The sequence below is a fragment of the Stenotrophomonas maltophilia genome (assembly GCF_025642255.1).
GTDB classification, from domain to species: Bacteria; Pseudomonadota; Gammaproteobacteria; order Xanthomonadales; family Xanthomonadaceae; genus Stenotrophomonas; species Stenotrophomonas maltophilia_P.
Genome location: NZ_CP106759.1, coordinates 3,087,596 through 3,109,134, shown reverse-complemented (window position 1 = coordinate 3,109,134; position 21,539 = coordinate 3,087,596). Strand labels below are relative to the sequence as shown.

Below are 21,539 nucleotides of genomic sequence, written 5' to 3'. Positions count from 1 at the left end.
TGGCCCGGCGCTGCCGTTGGCGTGCAGGTTGTCGGTGGACCTAACCGAGATCACCCAGCCGCGCCTGCAACGCGGCGATCGCGGCCAGCCCGGCGGTTTCCGTGCGCAGGATGCGCGGGCCCAGCTGCAGGCCCTGGAAGCCGGCGGCGGCCAGCTGCTCGCGGTCGCGTGGCGACCAGCCGCCCTCCGGACCGATCGCGATCACGATGCCGCCCGCGGGCGCCGCTGCCAATGTCGACAGCCGGTGCGAACCCATCGGGTCCAGGGTCAACCGCAGCGTATCGGCGGGCAGTGCAGCGGTCGCCTGCGCCAGCGACAGCGGGGCACCCACCCGTGGAATGCGCGCGCGCCCGGACTGGCCACAGGCCGACTGCACGACGTTGTTCCAGTGCGCCACGCGCTTTTCCGCGCGGGCCGCGTCCAGCTTCACCTCGGTGCGTTCCGCGTTCACCGGCAGGATGCTGCTGACGCCGAGTTCGGTGGCCTTCTGCAGGATCAGGTCCATCTTTTCGCCGCGCGCGATGCCCTGCATCAGGGTGATGGCCAGCGGCGATTCGATGTCGATGGCCTGCACGCTGTCGATGCGTGCCTGCACTTCGCGCTTGCCGACCACGGTCAGCGTCGCAGCGTAGTCATGGCCATCGCCGTTGAACAGGACGCAGCCATCGCCTTCGCGCAGGCGCATCACCCGCACCAGGTGGTTGGCGGTCTCCTCGGGCAGGGTCACGGTCTGGCCGCTGTGCAGCGGCAGGTCGATGGGACAGCGGGTCACGCGCATGCAATCGCCTCGTCGATGGCGGCCAGCGTGGTATGCGCCAGCAGATCCAGTTGTTCGTCGTCCACGCAGTACGGTGGCATCCAGTACAGCACATCGCCCAGCGGGCGAAGGACCACGCCGCGCTTCAGTGCTGCCTTGTACGCGTGCAGGCCGAGCCGCAGTCCGGGGTCGAAGGGCGTGCGCCTGTCGCCGCCGCGCGACAGTTCGAATGCCACCACCATGCCGGCCTGGCGCACATCGGCCACATGCGGGTGGTCGGCAAACGGTGCCGCGAGGGTGCCCATCACCGATGCGGTGCCGCGGTTGCGCGCGATCACATCGTCGCTGCCGAAGATGTCCAGCGTCGCCAGCGCCGCAGCGCACGCCAGCGGATTGCCGGTATAGCTGTGCGAGTGCAGGAACGCACGCTCGCGGGAGTCGTCGAGAAAGGCGTCGTACAGGGCCTGCGTGGCCAGGACCGCGGCCAGCGGCAGGAACCCGCCGGTCAGGCCCTTGGACAGGCACATCAGGTCCGGCATCACCCCGGCCTGTTCGCAGGCGAACATCGTACCGGTGCGACCGAAGCCGGTGGCGATCTCGTCGGCGATCATGAACGCACCGTGCGCGTCGCACAGCTCACGCACGCGCTGCAGGTACACCGGATCATGCATGCGCATGCCACCGGCGCACTGCAGGCGGGGTTCCAGGATCACCGCGCATACTTCACCGGGGTGCTGGTCGAACAGCGTCGCCAGGCCATCGGCGGCCTGGCGCGCACGCTCGGCGGCGCTCTGCCCTGGCTCGGCCAGGTAGGCGTCGGGCGAGGGTGCGAACAGCCCTTCGGCCAGCAACGGCGCGTACACCCGCCGGTACAGTGGGATGTCGCCCAGCGCCAGCGCACCGAGCGTTTCACCGTGGTAGCCGTTTTCCAGCGCGATGAAACGCGTACGCCGGGTCTCGCCGCGGTTATGGAAGTAATGGAAGGCCATTTTCAGTGCCACTTCCACCCCGGCCGAGCCGTTGTCGGCGTAGAACACCTTGGCCAGCGGATCGCGCCCGGCCTGCCGCGGGGCCAGTGCCAGCAGGCGTTCGGCCAGGGTGATCGCCGGCTCATGGCTGAAGCCGGCCAGCATCACCTGTTCCAGCTGGCCGGCCTGGGCCGCGATGGCGGCGCCGATGCGGGGCTCGGCGTGGCCGAACAGATTCGTCCACCAGCTGCTGACGGCATCCAGATAGCGGTTGCCGTCATGGTCGATCAGCCACGCACCCTCGCCGCGCGCGATCGGCACCAGCGGCAGGGTGTCGGGATGCTCGCGCATCTGTGTGCACGGATGCCACAGCACCTGCAGGTCGCGTTGCCGCCAGTGCAGGGCCAGCGGGGAGGGGGTTGGGTCTGCTAGCATTTCGGGCTCATGAACATGTTGCTGCCTGCACATTCTATCGGCCCCGGCGCCCGCGTCGGCCGCCGCGGAGATTCCGCATGAACGATGACCGTGCCAGCCGTCGCCTGCCGATCATCCATCGGATCACCGATGAAGAGAACGGTCCCTTCCAGCGCCAGCATCTGGATCTGGAATTCTCCAATGGTGAACGCCGCCGCTTCGAGCGCCTGGTCAGTCGTGGCCACGGTGCGGTGGTGGTGGTGCCCATGCTCGACGACGAGACGGTGCTGCTGGTGCGTGAATACGCGGCCGGGGTACATCGGTACGAGCTTGGCCTGGTCAAGGGCCGGATCGATGCCGGCGAGACCCCCGAGCAGGCCGCCGATCGCGAACTGAAGGAAGAGGCCGGCTATGGCGCGCATCGGGTCGATGTGCTGCGCGCCATGACGCTGGCGCCGACGTACATGAGCCACCAGTCGTGGCTGGTGGTGGCGCGCGACCTGTATCCGGAAAAGCTGATCGGTGACGAGCCCGAGGAGCTGGAGGTGGTGCCCTGGAAGCTGTCCGAGCTGGACCGGTTGATGCTGCGCGAGGACTTTTCCGAGGGCCGCTCGCTGGCGGCGTTGTTCATCGCCCGCCAGTGGCTGCAGGGAGCCCGATGATCAAGCTGACCACGGATCTGCGCGAGACCGCGATCGCCATCGCGCAGGAAGCCGGCCAGGCCATCATGCAGGTCTACGCCGAAGGATTCGACGTGCGGATCAAGGACGACAACAGTCCGGTGACCGCCGCTGACCTGGCCGCCAACCAGGTCATTGAGCAGGGTCTGCGGCAACTGACCCCGGATCTGCCCATCCTGTCTGAAGAGTCGGCCCAGGTGCCCTGGGAACTGCGCCGCCATTGGGGCGCCTACTGGCTGGTCGATCCGCTTGACGGTACCCGCGAGTTCGTCAAGCGCAACGGCGAATTCAGCGTCAACATCGCCCTGATCTACCAGGGTGCCCCGGCGTTTGGCGTCGTGCTGGCGCCGGTCACCGGCATTCTGTGGCACGCCATGCGCGGCGAACTGGCGTACCGCCGGCAGGGACTGCACGACACCGTGCTGCGCACGCGCAGCCCGGCGACCGCTCCGCTGCGGGTGGCGGCAAGCCGCTCCCACCGCTCGCCGGAAACCGAAGCGCTGCTGGCGCGCATGGGCCGCATCGAGACCATCGCCCAGGGCTCGTCGCTGAAGTTCTGCCGCATTGCCGAGGCGGGCCTGGATGTGTACCCGCGGCTCGGCCCGACCTCCGAATGGGATACCGCCGCCGGCCAGTGCGTGCTGCACGCGGCGGGCGGCGCGGTCCTCTCGGCGGCGACCGGCAAGCCCTTCCGCTACAACCGCCGCGAGACGCTGTTGAACGGCGATTTCATCGCCCTTGGCGATACCAGCCTGCCGTGGCGCGACTGGTTGTCCGACTGACCTGGAGGCCGCATGAGCGCGCATGACACCCCCACCGCCGGCAGTGCCGCCAGCACCGAACTGGAACGCCTGCTGGCGATCATGGCCCGCCTGCGTGATCCGCAGGGCGGCTGCCCGTGGGACCTGGAGCAGGACTTTGCGACCATTGCCCCATACACCATCGAGGAAGCCTACGAAGTCGCCGACGCGATCGATCGCGGTGACCTCGATGATCTCTGCGACGAGCTCGGCGACCTGCTGCTGCAGGTGGTATTCCATGCTCGCATGGCCGAAGAGCAGGGGGCGTTCGCTTTCGCAGAGGTTGCCCGCGCGATCAGCGACAAGATGCAGCGCCGCCATCCGCATGTCTTCGCCGATGTCAGCGTCGATGATGCCGATGGGGTCATGCGCAACTGGGATGCGATCAAGCGCGCGGAGCGGGCAGCCAAGGGCGAACAGGACCATTCCGCCCTGGCTGGAATCTCGCGGGGCCTGCCGGAGTGGCAACGCGCGGTGAAGCTGCAGTCGCGCGCGGCCAAGGTGGGCTTCGACTGGCCGGGCCCGCTGCCGGTCCTGGACAAGGCCGCCGAGGAACTGCAGGAACTGCGCGAGGAGTTCGAGCGCGGCGACATCGCCGGCAACAAGGCGCGGCTGCAGGAGGAACTGGGCGACCTGTTGTTCGTCTGCGCCAACCTGGCCCGCCACGCCGACATCGACCTGGGCGCCGCGCTGCGCGGTGCCAACCACAAGTTCGAGCGTCGCTTCCGGGCCATGGAGGCACAGGCCGAGGCACAGGGCACATCCCTCGCCTCGCTGGACCTGGACGCGCAGGAAGCGCTCTGGCAGCACGCCAAGGCCGCCGAGAAGGAATGAAGACACTCGGCCTGTTCCTGCTGACCGCGCTGGCCGAGATCGTCGGCTGCTACCTGCCGTGGCTGTGGCTGCGCAAAGGAGGCAGCGTCTGGCTGCTGCTGCCGGCGGCGGCCAGTCTGGCCCTGTTCGCCTGGCTGCTGACCCTGCATCCGACCGCCAGTGGCCGCGTCTATGCCGCTTACGGTGGCGTGTACATCGGCACCGCGCTGTTCTGGCTGTGGCTGGTCGATGGCGTCCGGCCCAGCCGCTGGGATCTGCTGGGTGCTGCACTGTGCCTGGCGGGCATGGCGGTGATCATGTTCGGGCCGCGCCAGCCGGGCTGACCGCCGGCAGTGCCAGGCCCGCCGGAAAGGGGCATGATGGGGCGGATCGTGGCGTTGGGAGTGCGCACATGTCCCGTTTCTCCAGCTTCCGTGACTTCTATCCGTTCTATCTCAGCGAGCACCGCCATCCGGTGTCGCGGCGCCTGCACTTCATCGGCAGCTGCGGCGTACTGCTGCTGGTCGCTGCGGCGATCCTGCGCGGCCAGCCGCTGCTGCTGTTGACGGCATTGGTCTGTGGGTACGGGTTCGCTTGGGTGGGGCACTTCTTCTTCGAGAAGAACCGCCCGGCCACGTTCCGCCATCCGCTGTACTCGTTCCTGGGGGACTGGGTGATGTTCATCGACATCCTGCGCGGGCGGGTGCGGTGGTGAGAACGTGTGCACGCCGCATTCACACGCTATGCTCGGGGTTGGACGTCTACCGATAAGGAAAGCCTGATGTTCCCGACCATGTTCTTTACCGTGGTACTGGCCTTCGTGGCCGTGGTCATCCTGTTCAAGGCCGTGCGCATGGTGCCGCAGGGATATGAATGGACTGTCGAGCGGTTCGGCCGCTACACCCACACCATGACCCCCGGCCTGCACTTCCTGATCCCCATCGTGTACGGCGTGGGGCGCAAGGTGAACATGATGGAGCAGGTGCTGGATGTACCCAGCCAGGAAGTGATCACCAAGGACAACGCCGCCGTGCGCGTCGACGGGGTGGTGTTCTTCCAGGTGCTGGACGCCGCCAAGGCCGCCTATGAGGTGGCCAACCTGGAAGTGGCCATGATCGCTCTGGTCCAGACCAACATCCGTACCGTGATCGGCTCGATGGACCTGGACGAATCGCTGAGCCAGCGCGAGGTGATCAATGCCCAGCTGCTCAGCGTGGTCGACCATGCCACCAACCCGTGGGGCGTGAAGGTGAACCGCATCGAGATCCGCGACATCCAGCCGCCCCGCGATCTGCTCGACGCGATGGCGCGGCAGATGAAGGCCGAGCGCGAGAAGCGTGCGCAGATCCTGGAGGCGGAAGGCTCGCGGCAGTCGGAGATCCTGCGCGCCGATGGCGAGAAGCAGGCCACGGTGCTGGAGGCGGAAGGGCGGCGCGAGGCAGCGTTCCGCGATGCGGAGGCACGCGAGCGCCTGGCGGAAGCCGAAGCGATGGCGACCAAGGTGGTGTCGGCGGCGATCGCCGAGGGCGATGTGCAGGCGATCAACTACTTCGTCGCCCAGAAGTACGTGGAAGCGTTCAAGGAACTGGCCAGCTCGCCGAACCAGAAGCTGGTGCTGATGCCGATGGAGGCCAGTGGGGTGATCGGCTCCATCGCCGGCGTGGCCGAGCTGGCCAAGCAGGCACTGGCCAGCCAGGACAACAAGGCGGCCGGCAAGCGACCGCCGCCGATCGGAGGCTGACATGCGCTGGGACGTCGTCGCCTGGGGGGCGCTGGCCCTGCTCCTGTTCGCTGCGGAGGCTCTGCTGCCCGGCGCGTTCATGCTGTGGATCGGCATCGGCGCTGCAGCGGTGTTCGTGCTGGTGGCGATCTTTGCCGGCATCCCGCTGCTGTGGCAGGTGGTCGCCTTCGTCGTGCTGAGCGTGCTTTCGATCCAGTGCTACCGGCGCTGGGGCAGGTCGCGGGCACGCGCCAGCGACAAGCCGTTGCTGAACCGCCGCGCCGAGCAGCTGATCGGTCGGGTGGTGCCATTGCAGCAGGGCATCACGGACGGGCAGGGTCGGGTCAGCATCGACGATGCGTACTGGCAGGTCAGCGGTCCGGAACTGCCGGCCGGGGCACGGGTGCGGGTGGTCGCGGTGCAGGGCAGCACGCTGGTGGTTGAAGCGGCCAGCTGAGCCTGCGGGCGGTACGTGCGCGAACCGCTGCGGTGCGGCACGCCCGTGGGCGATCGATCTGGGATAATGGGGGTTCTTGTTTCCTCTGCTGCCGGAACGGTCATGACCCAGAAGACGCTGCTCAACGATACCCACCGCGCCCTCGGCGCCAAGATGGTCGATTTCGGGGGTTGGGACATGCCCATCCACTACGGCTCGCAGCTGGACGAGCACCATCTGGTGCGTCGCGAGGCCGGCGTGTTCGATGTCAGCCACATGACCGTGGTGGACCTGCGCGGCGAGCAGGTCAAGCCGTTCCTGCGCCGCCTGCTGGCCAATTCCATCGACAAGCTGAAGGTGCCGGGCAAGGCGCTGTACTCGTGCATGCTCAATGCCGAAGGCGGCGTCATCGATGACCTCATCGTCTATTACCTGGGCGAGGACTTCTTCCGCATGGTGGTCAACGCCTCCACCCGCGAGAAGGATCTGGCCTGGCTGCGTGCGCAGGCCGCTCCGTTCAACGTGTCCGTTGAACAGCGCCCTGACCTGGCCATCCTCGCCGTGCAGGGGCCGCAGGCGCGCGAGCTCGTCATCGGCCTGGTCGGCGCCGCCGACCGCGAGGCGCTGGGCAAGCTCGGCCGCTTCGCCGCGCTGCAGGTGCGGTCCGATGAGGGCGTCGAACTGTTCGTTGCCCGTACCGGTTACACCGGTGAGGACGGTTTCGAGATCCTGCTGCCGCAGGAGGCCGTGGTCGGGTTCTGGAACCGCCTGCTGTCTGCAGGCGTGAAGCCGGCGGGCCTCGGTGCCCGCGACACCCTGCGCCTGGAGGCCGGCATGAATCTGTACGGCCAGGACATGGACGAAGCCATCAGCCCGTACGAAGCCGCACTGGCCTGGACGGTGTCGCTGGACGAAGGCCGTGACTTCATCGGTCGCGACGTGTTGGAAGCGCAGAAGGCCGCCGGCAATGCGCGGCAGATGATCGGCCTGGTGATGGACGAGAAGGGTGTCCTGCGCCACGGCCAGGTGGTCACCACGGCCGGCGGCCAGGGCGAAATCCTGTCCGGCACCTTCTCGCCGACGCTGGCCAAGGGCATCGCCTTTGCCCGCGTGCCGGCAGGTGACCTCGGCCAGGTCACGGTCGATATCCGTGGCCGGCAGGTGCCGGTGCGCGTGGTCAAGTTCCCCTTCGTGCGCGAAGGCCAGGCCCAGCCCGGCGTGCTCGCCGACGCCTGATCCGAACGTGCCGGACGTCACTGACAGCAGTGGCGGCCGGTTGGTTACACTAGCCCCGTTTTTTCCACCCCCTGCAAATCCTGGAGCAGTCCCATGAGCGAGATCCCCGGCGACCTCAAGTTCCTCAAGTCCCACGAGTGGGCCCGTGTCGAAGGCAATGGCCGCGTTACCGTCGGTATTTCCGACCACGCCCAGGGCCTGCTGGGTGACCTGGTCTACGTCGAACTGCCGGAGGTCGGCGCCGACGCCAAGGCCGGCGAGCAGATCGCTGTCGTCGAGTCGGTGAAGGCGGCCTCGGACGTCTACAGCCCGATCAGCGGCAAGGTCGTCGAGGTCAACTCGGCGCTGTCCGACAAGCCGGAAACCATCAACGAAGATGCCTACGGCGAGGGCTGGATGTTCGTGGTCGAACTGTCCAACGCCGAAGAGATCAACGAGCTGCTGGACCCGGACGCTTACGCCGAAGTCCTGGAGAACGACGACCACTGAGTCGTTGTTTCCTGGTTTGAAAACGGCCACCTTCGGGTGGCCGTTTTCGTTCCGGCGACCGCGCCGGACTCATGACGCCCGGTTCGCTGCACACCCACGACGCGGCATCAGACGCTTCGGAAGGGTGTCTTCGGACGCGCGCAGTTTTGCGCAAATCCGCGTTTCCACCCCGCGCCGGCGCGTTCGAATGTGAAAACTTTTCCTGCCTCGTTGCGGCCCCGTTGTGGTGGCGCGGCAGGCCGCTGCGATACGTAGCCCGGGTGCGTGCGCGAGGTGGCGCAGGAATGGCACGCATCTACGCAGAGTGCTTATTTCAAGTGTTTTTTCTTGAGCGCGCGCGCACGCAGTGGCGCGCGTGGCGGTCGTGTTGCGCACGCCAGCGGTGTCTGCGGAAGCGAAACGAGGACGCTGGAGACGGTGTCCGGGACGGCGCCAATGTGAAAATTTTTCGCGGGGGTTGTTGACAGTAAAAAAAAGCGTGATTAGGTTTCGCCTCAGCAGACCTTGCCTGCCCAACCGAGTGCGCAGAATCAATCGTCCGATGCGAAGCAGCCCCTCGAAAGCCACCGCGATCCCCAAGACGGTGGACATGGCCCCGCTTCCCCCGGAGAAATGCAAGGCAACTCCCGTTCCGATGCCTGCTCCGCCGATCGAGGCAGGCATTGCCGCATCCGTAACGGCGCGCCTGACGCGCCGGCGGTCCCCGCACGCAGCATCCGCGGGTTTGATCCACCTGGGCGTTTCAACTCCCTATCACTGACGAGGAGCCATCCCATGGCAACCAAGAAAGCTGCGAAGAAAAAGCCCGCCGCCAAGAAGGCGGTGAAGAAGGTCGCTAAGAAGGCCGCTGCCAAGAAGGCAGTGAAGAAGGTCGCAAAGAAGGCGACCGCCAAGAAGGCGGTGAAGAAGGCTGCGAAGAAGGTCGCCAAGAAGACCACTGCGAAGAAGGCAGTGAAGAAGGCGGCAAAGAAGGTAGCCAAGAAGCCGGCGAAGAAGACCGCGAAGAAGGCAGTGAAGAAGGTCGCCAAGAAGGCAGCGAAGAAGACTGCAAAGAAGGCCGCCAAGAAGACCACTGCCCGCAAGCCGGCCAAGAAGGTCGCCAAGAAGGCGACCAAGAAGGCCGTAAAGAAGGTTGCGAAGAAGGCGGCCAAGAAGGCGACCAAGAAGGCTGCCCCGAAGAAGGCAGCGAAGAAGGTCGCCAAGCGCAAGCCGGCCGCCCGCAAGAAGAAGGCCGCTCCGGTCGCTCTGCCGGCAACCCCGGCGCCGCTGATCTAAGTACTTCCCGATAGCCGTACCCTGAAACCCCTTCCTCGGCTGCCCAGCGAGGAGGGGGTTTTTTTATCCCCTGCCTGCAGCCCGCAAAAAAAAGGGCGACCGATGGGCCGCCCTTCCGGTGATGCCAGGGAGTGCCGGTTCAGCGCGGCGAGGCGACCGCGCGGTTGCTGGATGCACCCTTGCCCTTGCGCTTGTCCTGCTGCGCCGGGCTTGCGCCCTCGGCCATCAGGTTGTCGCTGCCGAAGTCGGTATCCACGTCCAGCCAGCGTTGCGAGGGAAGGCCAAGCGCGGAGTCGAGCACGGTCGGCAGCAGGCCGCTGGGCAGGCCGCTTTCGCCGTTCCACATGATCGCGATGCCGAGATCACGCTCCGGGACCAGAGCGACAAGGCCACGGTAGCCCTGCACGGCGCCGGCGTGGAACACCACGTCATGACCGGCGTAATCGAAGGTGCGCCAGCCGAGCGCGTAGCCGGCCGAATGCAGACGCTCGCGGCGCCAGCCCGACCGCATTTCGCCCGGCGTGTTGATCAGGCTCGAATGCAGGGTGGCCAGCAGCGGTGCCGGCAGCACGTCGGGGCGATGACCGGTGTGGGCCAGCAGCCACTGTGCCATGTCGCTGGCACTGGCGTTGACGCCGGCCGCCGGCGCGACCCGGTAGTAGGTCGGCTTCGGCGTCAGCGACACCCAGCCATTACGGCTGCGCACATGCGGACGTGCCCACCGCGAACTGGCCTGGATGCCGGCCAGGCCGAGGCTGGCATCGTTCATGCCCAGCGGCTTGAAGATGCGGCGCTCGACCGCCTGCTCGTAGAAGCTGCCGGAGGCGGCGTAGACGACGTCGCCGATCAGGCTGAAGGCCACGTTCTGGTAGGCGTAGCAGTCGCCTGGCAGGCACTTGAGGCTGGTGTTGGCCAGCTTCTGGGTCAGTGCGTAGTACTCGGCGTTGCCTTCGATGTCACGGTCGTAGGCGTTGTAGGGCAGGCCGACGCGGTGGCTGAGCACGTCGGCGACGGTCAGACGCTCGGTGGCTTCCGGCGAGTTGAGGCGGAAGCCGGGCACATAGTCGGTGACCTTGCTGTCCCAGCGCAGCGTGCCGTCATTGACCAGCAGGCCGGCCATGGTGCCCGCGAAGGCCTTGGACAGCGAGGCCAGCCGGAACACGGTATGGGCATCGACCGGCAGCGGATTGTTGACGTCGGTGACGCCGTAACCGCGCGCACTCAGCACGCGTCCACCCTGCACGATCGCCACCGCCATGCCCGGCACGCGCTCGCCATAGGTGAGCTGCTGCGCCATCGATTCGATGTTGGCAACGTTGAAGCCGGGGGCGGGCGCCTGCACCTGCGGCGTCAGGCCGGTACGGTAAGCGGCCGGCTGGGTATGCGCGACGGCCGGTGCGGCCGCGGACTCGATGTTGGCCGGCATCGGCGGCAAGGCCGGCGGGGTCTGCGCGGTGGTGGACAAGGCAACGGGCATCAGCATGCCCAGCAAACCGGTGGCCGCCGAACGGATCGGACGACGCAGGCTGTTCTTTTTCATCGGTTGGACCCGTGCGCGACTGCTGATGGCGATTCTAGCGCCGCTTTTCGCCTGTGCACAAACAAAGCGAAGATGAATGCGCATCTCGTTGAAAAAGTTGGAATTTTGACGCTGCCGGATTGTGTATCCGAACGTGTCGGCGGTCGCCCGTGCGAGTCCCCTGCGGCGCCACCTGCGTGCCGCGCTGGCGATGTTGCAGTGCATTGGCTAACGTACGCGCTTTGCCGCCCCCCGGAGCCTGCCATGCCGCTGTCCAACCGCTGCCTGCTGGCGTGGGGCGCCGCATGAGTTCGGTGCAGGACGGGAGGCCGTTGCGCGGGCTGCTGGCAGCGCTGCGCGAGTCCCCGGCACTGTGGTGGTCGTTCCTCTACTTCTTCTGCCTGCTGAGCGGCTACTACGTGCTGCGACCGGTACGCGAGGCGATGGCGGCTTCGGCCGACCTGGAGACGGTGTTCCCGCCGGTGCTGATCGCCTGGTTCGCCAGCCACGGCATCGCACTGAAGGATTTCGTCCTGCAGTTCCTGTTTTCCTGCGTGTTCGTGATCATGCTGGTGCTGCAGCCGGTCTATGGCTGGCTGGTCAGCCGCTTTCCGCGGCGGGTATTCCTGCCGGCCGTGTATGGCTTCTTCATCGCGACCCTGCTGGGCTTCTACGCACTGTTCGACAGTGGCGTGCCGGGGCGGGGCATGGCCTTCTTCTTCTGGGTCATGGTGTTCAACCTGTTCGCCGTCGCCGTGTTCTGGAGCTTCATGGCGGATGTGTTCTCCAACGTGCAGGCCCGTGCGTACTACGGCTACATCGGCGCGGCCGGCACGCTCGGCGCGTTCCTCGGCCCGATCATCACCAGTGCGCTGGTGCAGCGGGTGGGTATCGCCAACCTGATGCTGGTCTCGGCCGGCTTCCTGATCGTGTGCCTGCTGTGCATCTGGCGCCTGCGGCACTGGGCGGTGCTGCGTGAACGCGAGCAGCAACTGGTCTCCGGCGAGCAGCCGATGGGCGGCAGCGTGCTTGATGGCCTGAAGCTGATCGCGCGCGAGCCCCTGCTGCGCTGGCTGGCCATCATGGTGGTGTTTGGCGTCGGCGTGGGAACGCTGCTGTACAACCAGCAGGCCAGCATCGTGCGCGCGTCGTTCACCGACCCTGCGGCGAGCACCGCATTTTTCTCGCGCATCGATCTGGCGGTGAACGCGCTGGCCCTGCTGATGCAGCTGGGCCTGACCCGCTGGCTGCTGTCGCGCCACGGCATCGCTCCGGCGCTGTTGATTCCCGGCTTCGCGATCCTGATCGGCTTCTCGGTGCTGGCGGCGTCGCCGATGCCGCTGATGGTGGCGGTGGTGCAGGTGATGACCCGGGCCAGCGAGTTCGCCCTGGCCAAGCCGGCACGCGAGACGATCTATACCCGTGTCGACCGTCAATGGCGCTACAAGGCCGGTGCGGCCATCGACACGGTGGTCTATCGTGGGGCCGACCTGAGCTTCACCTGGGTGCACAAGGGACTGGCATTGTTCGGTTCGCACGTGGTGTTCATCGGAGGCGTCGCGGTGGCCGCGTTCATGACGCTGGCCGCGTTCGGCGTGCTGCGCGAAGAGAAGAAGCTGCCCCGCGACCGTTGAGGTCGCCCCCCATTTGAGGAGAACCCACGATGTCATGGATCGCGTTGCTGCTGACGCTGCTGGTTGCCGCACTGCATGTGTACTTCCTGGTGCTGGAGATGTTCCTGTGGACGCGGCCACTGGGGCTGAAGACGTTCCGCAACACGCCAGAGAAGGCGCAGACCACACAGGTGCTGGCGGCCAACCAGGGGCTGTACAACGGCTTCCTGGCGGCCGGCATCGTGGCGGGGCTGGTGATGGCACAGCCGGTGCTGGTGACGTTCTCGCTGGCCTGCGTGGTCGTGGCGGGGTGCTATGGCGCCTACAGCGTGAGCCGCCGGATCTTCATGATCCAGGCGCTGCCGGCGATCCTGGCGCTGATGCTGCGCGCGCTGGTGTGAGTTCCGGCCAACGGCGCAGCCCCTCGTGGGTTGGCCGCGTAGAGCGTGTCATGGGTTTGGCCAGGCAGGTTGGGTTCGCGGGGGACGCCGCAAGTACGTCCCTGTAGGCTTGGCCGCGGCATCCATGCCGCGGACACCCCCGCGAACCCAACCCGCCCGGCCCCTGACAGTTTCCGCGGGCGTCCAGCCCACGGAGAAGAAAAAAAAGAGCAAACAGCAACAGCAACAGCAAAAGCGACCGATGGGCCGCTTTTGCTTCTGCTCTTCTTTTTTCTTCTGCGTGGGTTGGACGCCGCACAGATCTGTCAGAGGCCGGATGGGTCGGGCCGGGCGGGGTATCCGCGCCATGGATGGCGCGGCTAAGCCCCCAGGGATGGGTTCACGGCGTCCCCGCCTGGCTCGACCCATCCGGCCCAACCGATAACCGCATGCCGCGACCAACCCACGAGGGGCTGCGCCGTTGGCCGAAACCTCACTTGGCCGGCGACATCCACATGTCGATGACCGCGCTGAACACTTCGGTCCCTGCACGGTCGCGCACGCTCACCGTCACCGGCAGCGCATAGCCCTGGGCCGCGACCACGATCGGCTGCGCCGGCAGTGCCACCGCCTGCAGCGTGCCGCGTGCCTTGGCCAGGTACTGCACCTGCATGCCCTTGGGGATCCAGCGCATGCCCTTCGGCAGTGATGCATCAACCATCAGCCCGGCCGTCAGTTCGGCCAGATTGCACATCGCGATCGCGTGCACCGTGCCGATGTGGTTGTGCACCCTGCGTCGGTCCGCCAGCGTACCTTCGCAGCGGCCGTTTTCCAGGCGGGTGATGCGCGGCGCGATGCTGGCGAAGTAGGGCGCCTTGAAGCACACCGCGCGCGAGAACAGCCAGGTGCCGGCAGGCCAGCGCTGCAGGCGGTTGTAGAGCGAGAGCAGGGGCGTGGACATGGTGGGATTCCGTTGGGCGGATAAAGCGACGGCGGGCCGAGGCCCGCCGTCGAGGCAACGCGTGTCGCGGGCGATCAGGCGGCCTGCGAGTGCGGGTCCTTGTGCTGGCGGTCGTAGTAGCTGGCCGCGCGCAGTTCGTGAGTGTCGAAGTCGTCCACGGTGATGGTGTCCAGGGTCAGCGTGCGCAGCTCTTCCAGCAGCGTGCGCTCGTCCTGGGTGATCACACCTTCGGCCACGGCTTCGTCCAGCTGGCTCTGGAAGTCCAGCGCCTCGATGCCCTTGCTCTTCAGCGCCTTCAGGAACTTGCGCTCCACCGGCTCGGCCATGATGGCCTTGGCCAGATAGCTGTTGATGCGGCCGCCCGGGTTGTTCTCGCACGGGGTCAGGAACACACCCTGTGCCAGGCGGTCGCGCGCTTCGTTCGGCGCCATCAGCAGAGCGGCGACGCGACGGCTCAGGCGATCACCCGGTGCTTCGGCGCGGCGGCCCAGCGGGAAGATCAGTGCCCACATCAGCCAGCCGATCGGACGGATCGGGAAGTTGCGCAGGGCGGCCGACAGCGATTCTTCGATCTTGTGCACGCTGTCATGGAAGGCCCAGGCCAGCAGCGGCTGGTCGGCCTGCGGTGCGCCCTCATCGTGGTAGCGCTTGAGCATGGCGCTGGTCATGTAGATGTGGCTCAGCACATCGCCCAGGCGGCCGGACAGCGATTCCTTGAACTTCAGCTTGCCGCCGAGCGTCATCATCGAGATGTCGGCCATCAGCGCCAGATTGGCCGAATAGCGGTCCAGCTTGCGGAAATAACGGCGGGTGTAGGCATCGCCCGGGGCGGCACCGAAGCGGGCGCCGGTCAGGCCGAACCAGAACGAGCGCACGGCGTTGGAAATGCCGTAGCGGATGTGGCCGAACAGGCTGCGGTCGAATTCCTGCAGGCCGGCACGGGTATCCGGATCCTGTGCAGCCTTCATCTCCTTCAGCACCCACGGGTGGCAGAGAATCGCACCCTGGCCGAAGATCAGCAGGCTGCGGGTCATGATGTTGGCGCCTTCCACGGTGATCGCGATCGGCGCAGCCTGCCAGCTGCGGCCGGCGAAGTTGCGCGGGCCGAGGATGATGCCCTTGCCGCCGATGACATCCATCACGTCCGAGATCACCTCGCGGCTCATGCTGGTGCAGTGGTACTTGGCGATCGCCGACGGTACCGATGGCACGTCGCCGCGGTCGACGGCGGCAGCCGTGGCCTGCGACAGCGCGCTGATCTTGTAGGCCTTGCCGCCGATACGGGCCAGTGCTTCCTCCACGCCTTCAAAGCGGCCGACCGACAGGCCGAACTGCTTGCGGATGCGCGCGTAGGCGCCGGTCACCGCAGCGCCGGCCTTGGCGCCACCGCTGGCGGTGGACGGCAGCGTGATCGAACGGCCCACGGCCAGGCATTCGTTGAGCATGTTCCAGCCCTTGCCGGCCATGGCAGCGCCGCCGATGAGCTGGGTCAGCGGGATGAACACGTCCTTGCCGCGAATCGGGCCGTTCTGGAAGGTCGAGTTCAGCGGGAAGTGGCGGCGGCCGATCTCGACGCCGGCGGTATCGCGCGGCAGCAGGCCCAGGGTGATGCCGATGTCGCGGGTCTCTCCGATCAGGCCATCCGGGTCGTACATGCGGAAGGCCAGACCGATCAGCGATGCGACCGGAGCCAGGGTGATGTAACGCTTGTCGAACGTCAGCCTGACGCCCAGCACCTGCTCGCCATTCCATTCGCCCCGGCAGACGATGCCGTAGTCGGGAATCGAGGTGGCATCGGAGCCGGCAAACGGGCCGGTCAGGCCGAAGCAGGGCACTTCACGACCGTCGGCCAGACGCGGCAGGTACTGGTCCTTCTGCTCCTGGGTGCCGTAATGCACCAGCAGTTCGCCCGGACCCAGCGAGTTCGGCACGCCGACGGTCGAGCTGACCACCGAGGATACCGAGGCCAGCTTCTGGATCACCTTGTGGTGGGCCAGCGCAGAGAAGCCCAGGCCGCCGTATTCCTTCGGGATGATCATGCCGAAGAACTTGTTCTTCTTGATGAAGGCCCACAGCTCGGGCGGCAGGTCGGCGTGGACGTGGGTGATCTCCCAGTCGTTGACCATCCGGCACAGCTCTTCCACCGGGCCGTCGAGGAAGGCCTGCTCCTCGGCGGTCAACTGCGGCTTGGGATAGTTGAGCAGGATGTTCCAGTCCGGATCGCCGGTGAACAGCTCGCCTTCAAAACCGACCGAGCCGGTTTCCAGTGCGATGCGCTCGGTCTGCGACAGCGGCGGCAGTACCTTGCGGAACACCTTCATCATCGGACCGGTCAGCAGCGGCTTGCGGATGAACGGCAGCAGCAGCGGTACAGCGATCACGGCCAGCACGGCGGCGGCGACGATCGTGGCGGTCTGGTTGACGTAGGGGATGAACCAGCAGGCGACCAGCAGCGCGGCGCTGATCAGCGTCCAGGTGACCAGCCGCATGCGGTGGTAGGCGGCGAATGCACCTGCCAGCAGCAGGGCAAGGAAGGGAAGAACGATGCTCATGAGCGTGCTCCGGTGACGTGCTCGTTTGTGACGGACGAAGCTGCGGCGTCCACCGCAGGCAACACGTCCAGATAGTCCAACACAGTAGCGGTAAAGGCGTCGTTGTCGTCGCCGGCGACCATGTGCGTGGCCTGCGGCAACTGCACGTGGCGCGCGTGCGGGGCCAGCGCCAGGAATTCGGCCACGGTCTGCGGCGTGACCAGGTCACTGCGCCCCCCACTGACCAGCAGCATCGGGCACTTCACCTGGCGCGCGGCATCGGCCAGCGCATCCTGGTGCTGCTCGCTGTCGCGGGCCAGCTCGGCGACCAGGCGCGGATCCCAGTGCCAGCGCCAGCGGCCGTGACCATCCTCGCGCAGCAGCGCGCGCAGCGACTGCTCGGATTTGCGAGGCCGGTGCGGCATGTAGGCGGAAATCACGTCGGCGGCCTGGGCCAGCGAGGCGAAGCCATCGGGATGGGCGGTCATGAAGGCGAGGATGCGCTCCACGCCCGCGGTATCCCAGCGCGGGGTGATGTCCACCAGCACCATCGCCGAGAACAGGCCCGGCCAGCGCGATTCGGCCAGCAGGCCGAACAGGCCGCCCATCGAGGCGGCGACCAGCACCGGCGGGCGCGGCTGTTCGCCGGCCAGCACGATCAGGTCGTCGGCGAACTGCTCGCCGTGATAGGGCAGGTCGGCGGCATTCCAGTCCGAATCGCCGTGACCGCGGGCGTCGTAGGCCAGCGTCTGCAGGCCGGCAGCAGACAGCGCGCGGGCCGTGGCGTTCCAGGCATGCCGGGTCTGCCCGAAACCGTGGGCGAACAGCACCCGGCCGCGGCGGCCGTGATCGCTGGCCGTGGCGGCCAGCCGTGTGCCGTGCGCGGCTTCCAGACGCAGGTCGTGGAACGCAACGGGTGTGGGGGAAGTAACCATACTTGCTAGTATGGATCGGTTGCGGGGGATGTCAATACTGCATGGTATGGTGCGGCGCGTCAGGTGGCCGGTCTGCACAGCGGAGCCCTTCGGCTGCATCCGCGTACTGCAACGAACCCCGCCGTATGGTTAAATCACTCCATGAATCAACCTGACGCTTCTGCCGGCGAACCGCGCGCCGGCCGCAACAGCCGCCTGAGCGCCGAAGACTGGGCCCAGGCGGCCCTCGATCTGATTGCTGAACAAGGCGTGGGTGCCGTCGCGGTGGAACCGCTGGCGCGGCGCCTCGGCGTCACCAAGGGCAGCTTCTACTGGCATTTCCCCTCGCGCGACGCCCTGCTGCAGGCGGCGTTGGAGCGGTGGGAGCTGTTCGAGCAGGAGCAGGTGTTCGGCAGCCTGGAAGACGTGCCGGATCCGCGCGCGCGCCTGCGTCAGTTGTTCCAGATGGTGGCGCACGAAGTGCAGCCGCACATCATCTACAGCGAGCTGCTGAAGGCGCTGGACCATCCGATGGTGCGGCCGGTGATCGACCGCGTTTCGCAGCGTCGCCTCGATTACCTGATCGCCTCGTTCCGTCAGGCAGGCCTGAGCTCCACCGACGCACGCCATCGTGCGCGCCTGGCCTATGCGGCCTATGTGGGCTTCCTGCAGCTGTCGCTGCAGCTGCAGCAGCCGAAGCAGGCGCGGGAGGATTTCGAGGCCTATGTCGAACACCTGATCGAGACGCTCATTCCGAACGGCTGACGGTTTCCGTTGCCCACGAGAAAGCCGCGACCTGATCGCGGCTTTTTTGTTGCCGGTGCAGGGTGGTACGCGCCGGCAGTGCAGAAAGAACAACGGCCCCTTGCGGGGCCGTTGCTGCAGTCATCGATCGATCAACCGATCAGAACTTCTGCTTGTACTGCATGTACATGTAGCGGCCCGGCAGGTCGTACTGCGGGTCGAACATGTTGTAGGACACCGTGTACGAGACCGGCGGATCCTTGTCCCACGCGTTGTTCAGGCCCAGCATGATGGTGCCCTTCCACGGGGTGTTGTAGCGCACCTGGATGTCGTGGTACGTGGTGGCACCAATGTGGTTCTTGCGACCTTCCGGATCCGAGCAGTAGGCACGGGTGGATGCGCCCAGCAGGCAGTCTTCGGTCATGCCCGACTTGTAGCGCAGGCCGTAGTTGACACCGAAGTCACCGTAGGACCAGTCGACGTACAGGTTGGAACGGACGCGCCAGTACGGATCCTGGTCCAGATAGCGGCCCTGACGGCCATCAACCGGAGCATCTTCGGTCGACTTGGTCTCCCACTTGCTCAGGTAGGTGCCGTCCAGGCTGACGGTGAACTGGCCGAACGAGGTTTCCGGCAGCTTGTACAGCACGCCCAGATCCCAGCCCTCCACCTTGTACGACGCCAGGTTCATCAGCGGCATGTCGACGTTGGTGATGGTGTAGCGCTCGTTGATGGTGCCGTAGTTCGGGTCACGCGTGATCAGACCGCAGTAGGCTGCCTGCTGCTGCGCGGTACCACCGTAGCAACGATCCATGATGTCGCCGATCGCCGGACGGGTGATGGCGTCTTCGATCTTGATCTGCCACCAGTCCAGGGTCACGTTCAGGCCGGAGACGAAGCTCGGGCTCCACACCAGGCCCAGCGTCTTGCTGGTCGAGGTTTCCGGCTTCAGATCCGGGTTCGACTTCCAGGTGAACGGCTCGACGGTCTGCAGCGGGCCAGACTCGCCATCGGTGTTCGGCTGGACGAAGTTCGCCGGAACGCCCTGGGCGATACACTGCGCCAGCACTGCGCCGGTCGGGTTGTTGGCCCGGGCACACGGGTCGGCGTAGGTCTCGAACGAATCGGTGTCGCCGCGGTACAGGTTGTTGATGCTCGGAGCGCGGAAGCCTTCGGAATAGTTACCACGCACCATCAGGTCTTCGATCGGCTTCCAGCGGAAACCGAACTTGTTGTTGGTGGTGTTACCGAAGTTGCTGTAGTCCGAGTAACGGGTCGCCACGCTGAAGTCCAGCAGCTGGGCGCCCGGCAGATCGGCCAGGACCGGGATCGACAGTTCCAGGTAGAACTCGTCCAGGTCGTAAGCACCCTTGGTCGGCGCAGCGCCGTTGCCGGTGCTCAGGCCCGCTGCGATGAAGGCGTCGGGGTCGAACTGGCCGCTTTCCCTGCGGTTCTCATAACCGGCAGCGAAGCCCAGCGCACCGGCCGGCAGCTGCACGATCTCACCGGAGATGTTGGCGTAGTAGCTCTTCGACACCAGGCTGGCCGAATCGTGCGCGGTGAACGAGGTGTAGTCGAGTGCCGCCTGCGAGATCGAACCTTCGCCACCCAGCGGATTGATCGGTGCGCAGCCCGGAATGACGGCTCCGCCTGCGGTCAGACAGACAGCCTGGCCATCGCGGAGCGCCGACGGACCATACGCCTCATCCAGACGCTGGATGTTGAACAGGCCGTAGGTCAGGTCGTTCTGGTCGGTCTTGTCGTAGCGGTAGCCGACATCCCAGTCGAAGTTGCGGTCGGCGAACTCGAAGAAGCCTTCAAAGCCACCGTAGAAGTGCCAGTTCTTGACGTTCTGGTTGAACGAACGGCCGCCGGTTTCATTGAAACGACGGTTCACGCCGGTCAGGTCCTGGCCGTACGGGTTGTACATGCTGTCCGCGCTGAGCGTCATGCCCGTCACCGGCATGGCCGCCAGCAGCTGCTCGGACTTGCGCTCGTTGTACATCGCCTCGGTGCGGAAGGAGATGTTGTCCGTGATGTTGTACGAACCCACGGCGAACAGCGAGGTGCGCTCGTTCGGGGTCAGCAGGTAGTTGTCCGGCGCGGTGTTGTAGCCGTGCACGTTGCTGACGAACGGGGTTTCCACACCATTGATGATGACGTAGCGCTGATCATTGCGGACGTAGGAGCCCGGGATGCCGGTGCCGCTCTGGCCGCTGAAGAACGGCGGGCCGCCAGCGGAGATCTTGCGATTGCCGGCCATGACCTCCTTCTCGTTCACGTAGGACGCACCCAGCACCAGCGACGCACGGTCGGTGGTGGTGCCGATGGTGAAGTCATAGGCTTCACGATCGCCGTCGCCCTGGCTGTACTGGCCCTTGTAGAAGTTTGCCTCGGCGCCGTCGAAGTTCTGCTTGGTGATGATGTTCACCACGCCGGCGATGGCATCCGAACCGTAGATGGTCGAAGCGCCGTCCTTCAGGACGTCGATGCGCTCGATCATCGCGGTCGGGATGGTGTTCAGGTCGACGCTGCCGTCCAGACCGGTGGTCCAGCGACGGCCGTTGACCAGCACCAGGGTGCGCTCGGCGCCGAGGTTGCGCAGGCTGACGCCGGCCGAACCGTCACCACCGTTGTTGAAGGTGCGGTTCAGTGCGGCACCGTTGGCGGCGACGCGCTGCAGGATATCGGCAACCGAGGTCACACCCTGCTTTTCGATATCGGCGCGGGTCAGGCTCAGGACCGGCTGCGAGGTTTCGATGTCGGTGCTCTTGATGCGCGAACCGGTCACCGAAATGCGATCCAGGTTGGTCGCTTCCTGCGCCTGGGCGGTTACGGACGTGGCCGCACCCGCGATCAGCGCGACGACAACAGCGTCACGCAGCTTGTTGGACTGGAAATTCATTGGCTCTCTCTCTCCAAGAAATCTTGGCTGGGGTTATGCCCGGCGGGGAAGCGAAAGTGCGCTTCCAAATCGCGAGGCTGAGCCGATAGTAGCGGGCGCCTGCAAAGAATTAAAGCTGTGTTAATCAAAGCTGTGATTTGTGTAAATTCATGGAATGTCAATACTTTTCAACGGCTTGCAGTAGGGTTTGTGGCATGGTGCCTCGTTTGTTAAAAAAAAATGATGAAAAAAGTTTCCATTGATATGTATCGAAACATGTCGCGGCGGCGAGAAACGCACACATTGCGACAGCGCCGGAGGGGCGCAGAGGGAGTGCGGCACACGCAAACGCAACGGGCGCCTTCCGGCGCCCGCGATGTCACTGCATGAGGGAGGTGCGAGCGG

The 21,539-nt window shown here is 66.1% G+C and carries 20 protein-coding genes; 13 read left to right on the top strand and 7 right to left on the bottom strand.

The window, feature by feature from the left end; all coding sequences use genetic code 11:
- Positions 1 to 40: 40 nt before the first annotated feature.
- Both N8888_RS14310 and bioA read right to left on the bottom strand, forming a co-directional pair.
- Positions 41 to 778, bottom strand: a complete 738-nt coding sequence (locus N8888_RS14310) for a 16S rRNA (uracil(1498)-N(3))-methyltransferase (RefSeq protein ID WP_111186719.1) — start codon at positions 776 to 778, stop codon at positions 41 to 43.
- Complete coding sequence (bioA, locus tag N8888_RS14305; RefSeq protein ID WP_262218575.1) at positions 769 to 2,160, bottom strand: adenosylmethionine--8-amino-7-oxononanoate transaminase; 1,392 nt, start codon at positions 2,158 to 2,160, stop codon at positions 769 to 771. The genes N8888_RS14310 and bioA overlap by 10 nt, the downstream gene beginning before the upstream one ends.
- Positions 2,161 to 2,237: 77 nt before the next feature.
- On the opposite strand from bioA, the gene nudE reads away from it, so the two are divergent.
- The 10 genes from nudE to N8888_RS14255 all read left to right on the top strand — a co-directional run bounded on the left by nudE (position 2,238) and on the right by N8888_RS14255 (position 9,588).
- Positions 2,238 to 2,801: an ADP compounds hydrolase NudE gene (gene nudE / locus N8888_RS14300; protein ID WP_053520252.1), complete on the top strand. Its 564-nt coding sequence runs from the start codon at positions 2,238 to 2,240 to the stop codon at positions 2,799 to 2,801.
- Positions 2,798 to 3,601, top strand: a complete 804-nt coding sequence (gene cysQ, locus N8888_RS14295) for a 3'(2'),5'-bisphosphate nucleotidase CysQ (RefSeq protein ID WP_053520253.1) — start codon at positions 2,798 to 2,800, stop codon at positions 3,599 to 3,601. The genes nudE and cysQ overlap by 4 nt, the downstream gene beginning before the upstream one ends.
- A 12-nt stretch (positions 3,602 to 3,613) precedes the next feature.
- Complete coding sequence (mazG, locus tag N8888_RS14290) at positions 3,614 to 4,453, top strand: nucleoside triphosphate pyrophosphohydrolase (RefSeq protein WP_053520254.1); 840 nt, start codon at positions 3,614 to 3,616, stop codon at positions 4,451 to 4,453.
- Positions 4,450 to 4,776, top strand: a complete 327-nt coding sequence (locus tag N8888_RS14285) for a YnfA family protein (protein ID WP_065182615.1) — start codon at positions 4,450 to 4,452, stop codon at positions 4,774 to 4,776. The genes mazG and N8888_RS14285 overlap by 4 nt, the downstream gene beginning before the upstream one ends.
- Positions 4,777 to 4,844: 68 nt before the next feature.
- The gene (locus tag N8888_RS14280; RefSeq protein WP_053520256.1) at positions 4,845 to 5,147 is read left to right on the top strand and encodes an Mpo1-like protein; all 303 of its coding nucleotides are present in this window, start codon (positions 4,845 to 4,847) and stop codon (positions 5,145 to 5,147) included.
- 66 nt (positions 5,148 to 5,213) lie between these two features.
- Complete coding sequence (locus N8888_RS14275; RefSeq protein ID WP_053520257.1) at positions 5,214 to 6,173, top strand: SPFH domain-containing protein; 960 nt, start codon at positions 5,214 to 5,216, stop codon at positions 6,171 to 6,173.
- 1 nt (position 6,174) lies between these two features.
- Positions 6,175 to 6,609, top strand: coding sequence for an NfeD family protein (locus N8888_RS14270; RefSeq protein WP_053520258.1), 435 nt, complete (start codon positions 6,175 to 6,177; stop codon positions 6,607 to 6,609).
- A gap of 102 nt (positions 6,610 to 6,711) precedes the next feature.
- Complete coding sequence (gene gcvT / locus N8888_RS14265; RefSeq protein ID WP_193396747.1) at positions 6,712 to 7,824, top strand: glycine cleavage system aminomethyltransferase GcvT; 1,113 nt, start codon at positions 6,712 to 6,714, stop codon at positions 7,822 to 7,824.
- A 93-nt stretch (positions 7,825 to 7,917) separates the two neighbouring features.
- Positions 7,918 to 8,313: a glycine cleavage system protein GcvH gene (gcvH, locus tag N8888_RS14260; protein WP_053520260.1), complete on the top strand. Its 396-nt coding sequence runs from the start codon at positions 7,918 to 7,920 to the stop codon at positions 8,311 to 8,313.
- A 774-nt stretch (positions 8,314 to 9,087) separates the two neighbouring features.
- Positions 9,088 to 9,588, top strand: coding sequence for a histone (locus N8888_RS14255; RefSeq protein ID WP_065174792.1), 501 nt, complete (start codon positions 9,088 to 9,090; stop codon positions 9,586 to 9,588).
- 139 nt (positions 9,589 to 9,727) lie between these two features.
- Here the strand turns inward: N8888_RS14255 and N8888_RS14250 are convergent, their stop codons facing one another.
- Entirely contained in the window at positions 9,728 to 11,128 is a 1,401-nt protein-coding gene (locus N8888_RS14250; RefSeq protein ID WP_263175336.1) for a serine hydrolase domain-containing protein, read from the bottom strand.
- 284 nt (positions 11,129 to 11,412) lie between these two features.
- Between N8888_RS14250 and N8888_RS14245 the strand changes: the two genes are divergently transcribed.
- Positions 11,413 to 12,741, top strand: a complete 1,329-nt coding sequence (locus tag N8888_RS14245) for an NTP/NDP exchange transporter (RefSeq protein ID WP_053520263.1) — start codon at positions 11,413 to 11,415, stop codon at positions 12,739 to 12,741.
- A gap of 29 nt (positions 12,742 to 12,770) precedes the next feature.
- Entirely contained in the window at positions 12,771 to 13,121 is a 351-nt protein-coding gene (locus N8888_RS14240) for a DUF1304 domain-containing protein (protein ID WP_263175334.1), read from the top strand.
- A gap of 472 nt (positions 13,122 to 13,593) precedes the next feature.
- Here the strand turns inward: N8888_RS14240 and N8888_RS14235 are convergent, their stop codons facing one another.
- The 3 genes from N8888_RS14235 to N8888_RS14225 form a co-directional block, all read right to left on the bottom strand.
- Complete coding sequence (locus tag N8888_RS14235; protein WP_263175332.1) at positions 13,594 to 14,061, bottom strand: hotdog fold domain-containing protein; 468 nt, start codon at positions 14,059 to 14,061, stop codon at positions 13,594 to 13,596.
- A gap of 74 nt (positions 14,062 to 14,135) precedes the next feature.
- Complete coding sequence (locus N8888_RS14230; protein ID WP_065174795.1) at positions 14,136 to 16,613, bottom strand: acyl-CoA dehydrogenase; 2,478 nt, start codon at positions 16,611 to 16,613, stop codon at positions 14,136 to 14,138.
- On the bottom strand, positions 16,610 to 17,527 hold the full coding sequence (locus tag N8888_RS14225) for an alpha/beta fold hydrolase (RefSeq protein ID WP_065174796.1): 918 nt from the start codon (positions 17,525 to 17,527) through the stop codon (positions 16,610 to 16,612). Before N8888_RS14225 ends, N8888_RS14230 begins: the two co-directional genes overlap by 4 nt.
- A 141-nt stretch (positions 17,528 to 17,668) precedes the next feature.
- On the opposite strand from N8888_RS14225, the gene N8888_RS14220 reads away from it, so the two are divergent.
- Entirely contained in the window at positions 17,669 to 18,271 is a 603-nt protein-coding gene (locus N8888_RS14220) for a TetR/AcrR family transcriptional regulator (protein WP_053520195.1), read from the top strand.
- 139 nt (positions 18,272 to 18,410) lie between these two features.
- On the opposite strand, the gene N8888_RS14215 is transcribed toward N8888_RS14220, so the two are convergent.
- The gene (locus N8888_RS14215) at positions 18,411 to 21,155 is read right to left on the bottom strand and encodes a TonB-dependent receptor (RefSeq protein ID WP_065174797.1); all 2,745 of its coding nucleotides are present in this window, start codon (positions 21,153 to 21,155) and stop codon (positions 18,411 to 18,413) included.
- Positions 21,156 to 21,539: the final 384 nt, after the last annotated feature.